We start from the raw sequence: 11816 nt of genomic DNA on the forward strand, positions 1-11816 counted from the left end.
TACTTTTTCGTATATGTTTTTTATTTCACAAAGTTTTTATTCAAAATCATTTTCTTTTTATAATCACGAGGACTCATGCCTGTGATTTTTTTAAAAGCTTTTGACAGATGATAAGCCGAAGAATATCCCAGTTCCTGTGCCAATATATTTACATTTTTTCCCAACAGTAACTGCTTTTGAACATAAGCTATTTTTTGTTGTTGAATATAAGAGGCTGGTGGTACCTGTAAAATTTGCATAAACGCCTTATATAATACACTTGTTGACACCCCTAAAGATTGTGCCATGACCTGTAAACGAATAGGCTCATAGAGATGATCTTGGATATAATGAATACTTTCGTTCATTAAACTCGTATATGAGGATTGATGAATCTTATAATGTAAGTCACTGCCTCTTTTCATCTGGGCTCTTATTATAGCAACAATGATTCGCATTAAAGCGGAAGTAATCACACTTGAATAACCAATTTCTTTTTCCTTAGCTTCTATTAATAATCTTTCCAGCATCACCTGAAAATCAATCACTTCATCTGGATAAATCAAATGACCATGATCTGTCAACAAAGATAAAAACTGAGGTTTTAAATAAAGTGGTTCAATATCAAAGTGAAAATAATAATAAGCATAATGATCATATCCATGATTAATGGATGTATTTAACTGAAAAGGCTCTAAAATCAAAAAACTTCCTTGTGGGCATTCATATTGACGATTACCAATAATGGTTGTAGAACCCCCTTCTCGATAATAAACAATTTCTATATCGTCTGAAATATAACTGGCTTTTGTATCATGATCACTTTGCCATAATCCAAAATTATTGATTTGAAATGTCATTTGCCCTAATAAATCTGTTAATTCATCACCTTCAAATTGTGAATACTGTTGCTTTGTTTCAATATACATACACATCACCTATCTCTATTGTATTAAAATTTTCTCTTGAATAAAATGACAAATTTTTTTCATTCATGTCTTCTTTTTAATCTTTCTTTTGACTATTTTGTTCTTATTTTATACAACATCATCCATTCTTTTCATTATGTCTTATAATATAAACAAAGGAGAGTGAAAAGGATGAGTAAAATTATATTTATTGATGTGGATGGAACACTATTAGATTATGAAAACAAGTTACCTCAATCAGCTGTCATAGCGATTCAACAAGCACGTGCCAATGGTCATAAGGTTTATATCTGTACTGGAAGAAGTAAGGCAGAAGTTTATGATTATATCTGGGATATTGGATGAGATGGAATGATTGGTGGAAATGGCAGCTATGTTGAACATCAAGGGCAAGTGATCATGCATCAACTCATCACAAAAGAACAATGTCGTCATATCGTGGATTGGTTAAAAGAAAGACATTTAGAATTTTATTTAGAGAGTAATAGTGGGCTATTTGCAAGTGAAAATTTTGAAGAAAAAGGAAATCCTGTGATTAAAGAATATTGTAAAAGAAAAGGAAAAAATCATGCTGAACAATTCACTGTTCGTGATGTTTTTCCAGAGATGATTTATGGTGGAGAATTATATCGTGATGATGTTAATAAGGTCAGTTTTATTTTAAACAGTTATCAAGATCATTTAGATTCCATTCAAGAATTTCCTGATTTAAAAGCAGGAACTTGGGGTGGCAAAGGTGAAATTGCTTTATTTGGTGATTTAGGTGTAAAAGATATAACGAAAGCTCATGCGATTGATGTATTGTTAAATCATCTTGGGGCAAAGATTGAAGACACTTTTGCCTTTGGTGATGCGAAAGTTGATATTCCGATGTTAGAATACTGCCATGTTGGTGTCGCTATGAAAAGTGGTGGAGATGAAATCAAAGCAATGGCTGATTATGTCACTGATGATGTTGATCAGGATGGATTATATAAGGCCTTTGTCCATTTTGGAATCATTAATGAAAAAGACTCTTAAAAATAAACTGTACCCTGTAAAATGGACAGTTAAATAAAAAGGTATCACTCTAAAATGTGATGCTGAATATTTAACCGACTCTGTTTTACAGGGTCTTTTATTTTGCTTATAATATGATTTGATGAAAGGATTGATTGGAATGGGTGTAAACTATTTTACTGATGAACAAATTAAAATACTCAAGGATAATCCATATATTGAAAAAATATCTTACAAAAGCATTAAATACTCCCAAAAGTTTAAAATGGAGTTCTGGTCACGCTATTCACAAGGAGAAGCCCCTTCTTCCATACTTTCTTCCTTTGATATTGATCCACATATTCTTGGACCAAAACGCATAAGTAATATTGTTCAACGAATAAAGAAGGAAGCAGAACGCTTAGAAGGATTTGAAGATACCAGAAAACACAATGCAGGTCGCCCTAGAACAAGAGACATGTCCCCCGAAGAAAAGATTGCTTATCTTGAACATAAGATTGCCTATCAAAAACAGGAAATAGAGTTTCTAAAAAAAATAAGATCACTGGAGAGGGAAGCCTATTGGAAACTGCAGAAGAAAAATACAAAATCATCGAAGAAATGATTTCTCGAGATGACAATCTTCTCAACATTACCAGATTATGTGAAATTGCAGAAGTTTCCAGAAGTGGCTTCTACAACTGGAAAAATAACTGCAATAAGCGTCAGCAGAAAGAACAGCGGGACAAGAACGATTTTGAACTCATATTGAAGGCATATCAGTACAGAGGATATGATAAAGGAGCAAGAAGCATTCACATGCATCTGCTGCACATGGGAGTAAGGATGAATATCAAAAAAATAAGGAGGCTCATGAAAAAATATGGACTTTTCTGCAAAATAAGAAAAGCCAATCCATATAGAAGAATGGCAAAAGCAATAAAAACAAATAATATTGCCCCCAATGTTGTCAATCGTGATTTCATACAGGAGCCAAGAATAGTCATATTAACCGATATTACATATCTCTTTTATGGGAAAGAAAAAAGAAAAGCATATCTATCGGTCATGAAGGATGCATTTACCAATGAGATACTATCATATGTTGTCAGCGAATCATTGGAGATTGACTTTGTGTTAATGACTGTAAAACAACTGTTTGAAAAGCATGGAGCGACAATCAAAACAAACAAGACGATATGCCATAGCGACCAGGGCATTCATTACACCAGTATAGATTTTCAAAAGCTGCTCAAGGACAAAGGATTGAGGCAATCAATGTCAAGAAGGGGCAACTGCTGGGATAATGCACCACAGGAATCCTTTTTTGGTCATATGAAAGATGAAATAGATATAAGCAGGTGCAACACTTTCAATGACCTTAAAGCAGTTATAGATGATTATATAGATTACTACAATAACGAAAGGTATCAGTGGGACCTGGCAAAACTGTCACCTTCAGAATATTATCAGTACTGGCTGTCAGATATATATCCAATAGATATAAAAAAATGATACTATTCAAAAATAGTATCATCATATTGAAAACGCATCATATCATGATATTGGTTTCTTTCATCCAAGAGTTCTTCTTCAAGGTCAATATTAAGCTGAGATTCAAAACGGGTCTGCATATCAATCATCTGATAGGATAAGACTTCACATTGATTTTCAAGCCAGAAGATATATTCGCGAGTGGACATGAACTTATAACCATCAGTGTAGGACTGATAGTCCTGACTGAAAAGATCCTTAAGCTCACTAATGGTCATAAGCACAGTTGACACATCGAAATCATTGTGGAAAACATTGAAAAGCTGTTCCTCGTTCCAAAAGGAATCTGAGAAATCGGCGAGTTGACAGGACGTGTTAAGTGAAGGAAAAGCAATCCAGTTATAATAGACACCTTTAGAAAGGATTCCTTCAATAACATTACCATTTCTGTTGACCTTAAATTCAATACAGTTGTCATACTTGACACAAACAAGTTTAAACTTTTTAGAATCATTAAAAATATACATAATCATCTTAAACACAAAGCCACTGATCTTGACCAGTGGCTTAAGACTGTGTCATTCCTCCTTGACACAATCATATAAGATAATATTCGTTAAAAATATACCTTTTTATTTAATTGTCCTTGACATAGGGTACACTTTAAAACAAGAGTCTTTTTTTATTCATCACCAAATGAAATTCCCATTAAACGGGCATTTTGCACAGTATCTCCATGAACATCCACATATTTTAATTTTCCTGCTGTTTCTTCTAATGGAATAGCTGTTAAATGATGATCTACAAAAACAACCAATTGCCCATAGTTTTTATCAAGAATCAATTTTGCGCCTTCGACCCCCATTAATGTCGCCATTTCACGATCATAGGCACATGGACTTCCCCCACGTTGGGCATGTCCAGCAAGTGAAACGCGAATTTCTTTATCAATATAATGTGATAATTTTTGAGCAATTTCATAAACAACAGAATGACCTTCACGACTGGCAACTTTTAATTTGTATTGTTTTTTAGAAAGCATGGATTCTTCTTTAGATAAAGCTCCCTCTGCACAGGCAATCAAAATAGATTTTTGTCCTGCTTGTACTTTCTTTTGAATATCTTGAGCTATAACTTCGATATCATAAGGAATTTCTGGTAAAAGAATGATATCTGCCCCAGCCGCAATTCCTGCTGATAAACAAATATGTCCAACCTTATGTCCCATAATTTCAACAATAAAGACACGACTATGACTATAAGCCGTTGTTTGAATTTCATCTAAATATCTTGATGCAATATCAACAGCTGATTGAAATCCAAAAGTATAATCCGTTCCCCATGTATCATTATCAATGGTTTTAGGTAAACCAATGACATTCATTCCTTCCTGTGATAACAAATGTGCTGTTTTTAATGAACCATTTCCACCAAGAACAGCTAAACAATCTAGCTTTAATTTTTGATATGTTTTTTTCATGGCAGCCACTTTATCAAAACCATTTTCAATCACACGCATTTTTTTAAAAGGACATCGAGAAGTTCCTAAAATCGTTCCCCCTAAATTTAAAATGCCTTCAAAATCAGATGGTTGCATGATACGATAATTTTCATACATAAGTCCTTTATAACCATCTATAAACCCAATAATTTCAATATCTTTTCTTTGTTGATAGAGTGTTTTCGCAATGCCACGCATTGTCGCATTCAATGCCTGACAATCACCTCCACTTGTTAAAAAGCCAACCCTCACAATCTCACTCCTTTACATCAATTCCCTTTTTGAAAAAATATTCCTGACTATTCATAGGGGTCTGTTTATTTTTAATATGCTTATAACTTCCATCACCTAATAATTCACAAGCCTTGACATTATCATTCAACATCGTATGGAACATTGAACAAATGATTCTTTGAATCTTCTTATCATAGATAGGTGTTGCAACTTCCACACGTCTTTCCAAATTTCTTGTCATTAAATCAGCTGAAGAAATATAAACCTTTTTATCTTCACCCGTTCCAAAAATATAAATACGTGAGTGTTCCAGATAACGTCCAACAATAGAAATTACTCGAATATTATCAGTATAACCTTCAACATGAGGAATAATACAACAAATACCTCTGACAATCATATCTATCTTGACTCCAGCCTGACTGGCTTCAATCAGTTTATTAATCATTGTTTTTGATGTCACAGAATTACACTTAAATCCAACATAAGCTTCTTTCCCTTGTTTAGCTAAAGCAATCTGTTCATCAATATATTCACAGATTTTTGATAACATACAATGAGGTGCAACCATTAAATGCTCTGTATGTGACATTGTTTCACCTAAACTCAAATGATTAAAAACATCATTAATTTCTTCACCTAATTCATGATTATGTGTCATTAAAGATAAATCTGTATAAAGCTTCGCTGTGTTTTCATTATAATTTCCAGTTCCAATCTGAGAAACATATTGAACACCTTGATTATTTTTATAAGTAATTAAACACAATTTAGAATGAACCTTATAACCATCCAATCCATAAATCACACGACATCCAGCTGCCTCTAAACGTTTTGACCAATCAATATTATTTTCCTCATCAAAACGAGCTCTTAATTCCACTAAAACGACAACTTCTTTACCATTATCGGCAGCTCTAATTAATGATTTGACAATCTTTGAATTTTTAGCCACACGATAAAGTGTCATCTTGATACTAGCCACATGAGGATCACGACTGGCTTCATCTAAAAGTCTTAAAAATGGTGACATAGATTCAAAAGGATAAGCCAGTAAAATATCTTTTTTACTGATTTGTTTAATCATTGGCACAGCATTTTCTACCATTGGGCTATTTCTTGGTTCTAATCGTTTATAAAACAATTGTGGATGTAACATACGTAAATGATCACGCAAAGTTCCAATGAATCCTAAATCCAATGGTGCTTGAGATAAGAACACTTGATTTTTCTTTAAATTCAAGAAATTCATCAACATCATAATTTCCAGTTCTTCCAATCCTTCAGATATTTCCAGACGGATTGGACATAATTTACGACGCTGTTTGATTAATGTTTCCATCATTTCACGATAATCTTCATGCCCTTCTAAAGAATGATCATCTTCATCAATATCAGCACTTCTTGTCACACGAATAAATCCTTTATTTTTAATCGTATACTTACTAAACACTTTTGATACAAAATGTAAAATAATATCTTCAACCAAAATAAATTGTCCCTGCATACTTGGTACTGCCAGCATTCTTTCATCAATCGCATTCCCACAAGAAACAATCCCCATTTTGCGTTTTCCTTTTTTTGATTCTAATTGAACAATAATGTATAACTCCTTATTATTCAAAAAAGGAAATGGCTGTCTTTTAGATACCACCTGTGGTGAAATCAATGGTAAGATTTCTGAATCAAAGTATTTTTCAAAATACTTACGATCTTCTTTATTTTTTAATTGATGATATTTCACAATGCCCCAACCGTATTCTTTTAAATCATCCATAATACGTGCATAAATACGATCTTTTTTACGATTTAAAAATCCTACTCTCATTAAACAGGCTTTTAATTGTTCTTCTCCTGTCATTTGTGTTTTATTATCTTTAGATGATGGATAAAATAACATTTGATCATACAATGTTCCAATGCGAACCATAAAAAATTCATCCATATTAGATTGAAAGATAGACACAAAATTCAACTGTTCTCCTAACGGTACTTTTTTATCCTTTGCCTGCATTAAAACACGATCATTAAACTTTAACCACGATAACTCTCTATTTTCTCTACAACCTTTCATATTAACCTCCTCTATTTATTACTAAAAAAATAATATGTCTTGTATAGATTATCAAGACTATTTTCTTTGTTTTACAAAAACTTAAGGTTTTCTTTACATGAGCTTCATATATTTATTTTACACTTTTTTGACTTGAAAATAAACCATTTTATGTTGAAGTCATTAGATTGATTTTTTATAGAGATATGTCTATAATTATAAAGGAAATGGAGGAATAAAAAATGTTAATAACAAACGATATCAAATACGTTGGTGTCAATGATCATCAAGTTGATTTATTTGAAGGACAATATCATGTCCCTCATGGTATGTCTTATAACTCATATGTCATTTTAGATGAAAAGATTGCAGTTATGGATACAGTTGATATTCATTTTACTCATGAATGGTTAGATCAGATTGCTGAAGTGTTAGATGGAAAACAGCCAGATTATTTAATTATTCAGCATATGGAACCTGATCATTCAGCAAATATTTTAAACTTCATGAAAGTTTATCCTCAAACAACAATTGTCGGTAATGCAAAAACATTTATGATGATGGATCAGTTCTTTTCTTTAGATCCAAATTATCAACGATTAGTTGTCAAAAATGGTGAAGAACTATGTTTAGGAAAACATACTTTATCATTTGTCTTTGCTCCAATGGTACACTGGCCAGAAGTTATGATGACTTATGATCAAAAAGAAAAAGTTTTGTTCTCTGCTGATGGTTTTGGTAAATTTGGGGCTAATGATGTAAATGAAGATTGGGATGATGAAGCACGTCGTTATTATATTGGTATTGTTGGAAAATATGGAGCACAGGTACAGGCAGTGCTTAAAAAAGCTGCTGGTTTAGACATTCAAACGATTTGTCCATTACATGGACCTGTTCTTAAAGATAATCTTTCACACTATATCAACTTATACCAGACTTGGTCATCATATAGTGTAGAAACTGATGGTATTATGATTGCTTACAGTTCTATTTATGGTCATACCAAAAAAGCTGTTGATTTACTGGCATCAAAATTAACTGAAAAAGGATGTCCAAAAGTTGTTGTTCATGATTTAGCACGTGAGGATATGGCATTATGTGTCAGTGATGCTTTTCGCTATGGTAAACTTGTTTTAGCTTCTGTCACATATAATGCTGATGTTTTCCCATTCATGAAAGACTTTATTCATCATTTAACAGAAAGAAACTTCCAGAATCGTACTGTTGCCTTAATGGAAAATGGTTCATGGGCACCAATGGCATGTAAAGTCATGAAAGCCATGTTAGAAAACTGTAAGAATATCACTTGGGCAGAAAATCATATCACTGTTAAATCTGCATTAAATAGTGAAAGCAGTGAAGCAATTGAAAAATTAAGCGATGAATTATGTCGTGATTACATTGCGAAATCTAATGATAAAGCAAATAAACATGACATGACTGCTTTATTTAAGATTGGTTATGGATTATATGTTGTGACAAGCAATGATGGAAAACAAGATAATGGTTTAATTGTCAATACTGTGACACAATTAACAGATAATCCAAATAGAGTTGCGGTCAATATCAATAAACAAAACTATTCTCATCATGTCATTAAACAAACAGGAAAATTAAATGTGAACTGTCTATCAGTAGATGCTCCATTTAGTATCTTTGAAAGATTTGGTTTCCAAAGTGGTCGTACTGTTAATAAATTTGAAGGTTTTGAACCATTACATTCTGATAATGGTCTTGCATTCTTACCTCGTTATATTAATGCATTTATGTCTTTAGAAGTTGAAGATTATGTAGATTTACAAACACATGGTATGTTCATTTGTAAAGTCACTGAAGCCCGTGTGATTTCTGATTTAGATACAATGACTTATACATATTATCAAAATCATGTCAAACCAAAACCTCAAACAGAAGGTAAAAAAGGTTATGTATGTAAAATCTGTGGTTATATCTACGAAGGTGATGTTCTTCCAGAAGATTTCATCTGTCCATTATGTAAACATGGTGTTGTAGATTTTGAACCTATTCAATAAAGAAAGAGGCATCAACCAAAATAGAGTCATTTCACTCTATAGAGGTTACAGCCTCTTTTTATTGACAAAAAATCATTAAATTGAAAATGGATTAGCAGCTCACTGATCATGGTTGGTATTCTCTTCTTCCGTCACTGGTTCAATAGCTTTTTGCAATACAGCAACATATTTTTGAAACTCATCTTTACCAAAATTAGTTAAATGATATGTCGTTAAAGGTTTGTCATTATATATGACTTTATGCTTTAAAATAAATTGATTTTGAATAAGTTTATTTAAATGCGTTGCCATATTTCCATCAGTACAATGACAAATTTCTTTTAATTTTTTATAGGAAAGATCTCCTTGATATAAACTAGCAATAATTTGTAATCTTATATTTGATTCAAACATCTTTGATAAATGAGTTATGTTATTCATCGTTATCGCCTCCTATACAACTCAAGACATAAAAATTGTTGTGTTTTTTCTCATTTAAAAGATCATCTGCATCATTTTATGATTGTTCTATCAATAACCATTTTTCTAAGACTTTCATCAATGTATTTCTCTTTATTATTTAAATTCTTACTTTATTTTAGCATAATATAACTATTATAAGAACTTTTTTATTATTATATAATCTCAATTATTCATGAGTTTATAATATAATTATGAAATTTCTTTATTTCATGGACATTTTCTTGTCTTATTTACCCATTGAGTGAATCGTTTTTTATATACAATAAAAGCTCCTGTATAATATAGGTGTTCAAACTATAATACAATGAGCACTAATGTGCTACTATCTATTTTCAATTTTGATACCATAAATTTTAACGGTGACGACATTTCCTATGATAGTGACAATATCTTACTTCTTTCTGCTTTTAAAAAGTGCAATCTCTTTTTTTAACTAGATTCCATTTCTTTCCATGATACAAGAAGATTGCTTAAATATTCCAATTATGACACTGTAAGCTAAATTTTTTAGGTTATTTCAATCAAGTTAATCAAAGTCCGATATAAAAATCATCCTTTCTAAAAAAACAATCTTTAAAATGAATTAACTCTATGATATCATTTCAATAATCAAATTATGTTTTATATATTTTTTATCATTAACCCTCAACGTCATGATTATCTGTTTTTTCATTTATATCTGACTCACCAATAATTCTATTTTTAAAATATAAGTCCCAGCTTCTTTTCTTCACTTTATAGAGATTGTTGTTGGAAAAGCTAAAAATAAATCTTTATCAATAGTATTTACTAAAACACAATAATATTTCATTCCAAATTCAGGATTAACATTACCTTTTAAATCAATTAAATAAATACCCCCATTTCTTATTTTATTCACAATACATTTCTTCCCATAAAAAAAGGATACCTTTGTATCCATGTCTTCGTAAATCATATCAAATATGATTTATATTTGCAGAATGTGACCACTTCAAGCAGTAATCATACTTAATGTATGATCACTAGGTGTTGTTCTAGACAACTCTTCAAGAGATATATTTCTCTTTCTACTAAAACTTTACATTAGGTATCCAATTTTGTCAATAAATGATTAACAATATATTGTAGATCATATCTACACTTCATAATATGATCATCATCTTATGAAATATACCAGAAAACAAGAAAATGTTATTATATAGTTTATAAATATATTTCATCTCTAATTATGTATGAGCTTGTAATATAATCATGAAATATCTTTATGTTATGGATACTTTCTTCTTTTATTCATTCTTTTTCTATTTACCTATCAGATGAATAGTTTTTTATATACAATTATAACGAGTAATAAAATCAGTAATATAGGTTGGCCATGTCAAGGCATGTTAAACCTAACATATCAATAATATCATTGACATACTTTTCACCTACCATCTTCTTAAAAGTATTAAGCATTTATCATTCATATCCTATAATAACCTTCTTGTAAATAACTTTTTCAGGTATCATTAAAACAGCTATAATATGTAATAATTTACTTTTTCCACTACTAACTGATAGATTTCTACGTTAATCTATTTTATGTTCGGCTTTTGTTATGCTCCTTTTAATTTTCCTCTATCTCTTTTGATTTTTTTTAATCAAAACAAAAGAGAGATTCTATTTGTAAATCTCTCTTCTATGTCCAACATTAATAACAAGAATAATAAGCTTATCATCTTCTATGTCACATAAAATACGATAATGACCTACTCTATATCTCCATTGGTTTTTTAGATTTCCTTTTAACCCCTTTCCATGTACTCGTGGATCAGTGCAGCCAACAAGATTTTTTGTTATCCACCTCATAATCATGACTTGCGTATATCGATCCATTTTCTTAATTTGCTTTTGAGCAGCTTTTGAATATTCAACTTTGTAGCTCATAAACCAAGTTCCTTCATGAAATTTTCATGTGATATTGTTTCAGGATCTTTTAAATATTCCTCATGTGCCTGCTGGGCAATCACTATATCATATTCTTCCTCAATTTTTTCTAATAATGCAGTTTTCATTGCTTCACTTAAAGAAATTCCATGAAAATTAGCATAGTTCTTAAACAGTTTCTCTTCCTCTGCATTAAGTCTGATTGAAAAACTCATAAAACCACCTCTTTCGTAATACATTGT

The 11816-nt window shown here is 31.2% G+C and carries 11 protein-coding genes and 1 pseudogene; 4 read left to right on the top strand and 8 right to left on the bottom strand.

Features of this window, described 5'->3' with window-relative positions; translation table 11 throughout:
* Positions 1 to 20: 20 nt before the first annotated feature.
* Positions 21 to 908, bottom strand: a complete 888-nt coding sequence (locus tag B5E75_RS02320) for a helix-turn-helix domain-containing protein (RefSeq protein ID WP_241146607.1) — start codon at positions 906 to 908, stop codon at positions 21 to 23.
* A 171-nt stretch (positions 909 to 1079) separates the two neighbouring features.
* On the opposite strand from B5E75_RS02320, the pseudogene B5E75_RS02325 reads away from it, so the two are divergent.
* From B5E75_RS02325 to B5E75_RS02335, 3 genes and pseudogenes are all read left to right on the top strand, one after another.
* A pseudogene (locus B5E75_RS02325) lies at positions 1080 to 1928 on the top strand (HAD family hydrolase).
* A gap of 139 nt (positions 1929 to 2067) precedes the next feature.
* Positions 2068 to 2511, top strand: coding sequence for an HTH domain-containing protein (locus tag B5E75_RS02330; RefSeq protein ID WP_087357186.1), 444 nt, complete (start codon positions 2068 to 2070; stop codon positions 2509 to 2511).
* Complete coding sequence (locus B5E75_RS02335; protein ID WP_087357187.1) at positions 2469 to 3401, top strand: IS3 family transposase; 933 nt, start codon at positions 2469 to 2471, stop codon at positions 3399 to 3401. Before B5E75_RS02330 ends, B5E75_RS02335 begins: the two co-directional genes overlap by 43 nt.
* A gap of 2 nt (positions 3402 to 3403) precedes the next feature.
* Here the strand turns inward: B5E75_RS02335 and B5E75_RS02340 are convergent, their stop codons facing one another.
* The 3 genes from B5E75_RS02340 to ppk1 form a co-directional block, all read right to left on the bottom strand.
* Positions 3404 to 3913, bottom strand: a complete 510-nt coding sequence (locus B5E75_RS02340) for a DUF6618 family protein (RefSeq protein WP_087357188.1) — start codon at positions 3911 to 3913, stop codon at positions 3404 to 3406.
* A 149-nt stretch (positions 3914 to 4062) separates the two neighbouring features.
* Complete coding sequence (locus B5E75_RS02345; protein ID WP_206413953.1) at positions 4063 to 5133, bottom strand: 6-phosphofructokinase; 1071 nt, start codon at positions 5131 to 5133, stop codon at positions 4063 to 4065.
* A gap of 4 nt (positions 5134 to 5137) precedes the next feature.
* Positions 5138 to 7189, bottom strand: a complete 2052-nt coding sequence (gene ppk1 / locus B5E75_RS02350) for a polyphosphate kinase 1 (RefSeq protein ID WP_087357190.1) — start codon at positions 7187 to 7189, stop codon at positions 5138 to 5140.
* A 221-nt stretch (positions 7190 to 7410) separates the two neighbouring features.
* On the opposite strand from ppk1, the gene B5E75_RS02355 reads away from it, so the two are divergent.
* The gene (locus B5E75_RS02355; protein ID WP_087357191.1) at positions 7411 to 9201 is read left to right on the top strand and encodes a flavin reductase; all 1791 of its coding nucleotides are present in this window, start codon (positions 7411 to 7413) and stop codon (positions 9199 to 9201) included.
* A 99-nt stretch (positions 9202 to 9300) separates the two neighbouring features.
* Here B5E75_RS02355 and B5E75_RS02360 read toward each other — a convergent pair whose 3' ends face one another.
* The 4 genes from B5E75_RS02360 to relB form a co-directional block, all read right to left on the bottom strand.
* Positions 9301 to 9621: a transcriptional regulator gene (locus tag B5E75_RS02360; protein WP_087357192.1), complete on the bottom strand. Its 321-nt coding sequence runs from the start codon at positions 9619 to 9621 to the stop codon at positions 9301 to 9303.
* A 772-nt stretch (positions 9622 to 10393) separates the two neighbouring features.
* Entirely contained in the window at positions 10394 to 10543 is a 150-nt protein-coding gene (locus tag B5E75_RS14515; RefSeq protein ID WP_162607620.1) for a hypothetical protein, read from the bottom strand.
* Between the two features lie 764 nt (positions 10544 to 11307).
* Positions 11308 to 11574 (bottom strand): type II toxin-antitoxin system RelE family toxin, encoded by a 267-nt coding sequence (locus B5E75_RS02370; RefSeq protein ID WP_087357194.1) that lies wholly within the window; start codon positions 11572 to 11574, stop codon positions 11308 to 11310.
* Positions 11571 to 11789, bottom strand: a complete 219-nt coding sequence (gene relB / locus B5E75_RS02375) for a type II toxin-antitoxin system RelB family antitoxin (protein ID WP_087357195.1) — start codon at positions 11787 to 11789, stop codon at positions 11571 to 11573. Before relB ends, B5E75_RS02370 begins: the two co-directional genes overlap by 4 nt.
* Positions 11790 to 11816 lie beyond the last annotated feature (27 nt).

Origin of the sequence: Massiliimicrobium timonense, assembly GCF_002160865.1 — a bacterium.
In the GTDB taxonomy this organism is placed as follows: domain Bacteria; phylum Bacillota_I; class Bacilli_A; order Erysipelotrichales; family Coprobacillaceae; genus Allocoprobacillus.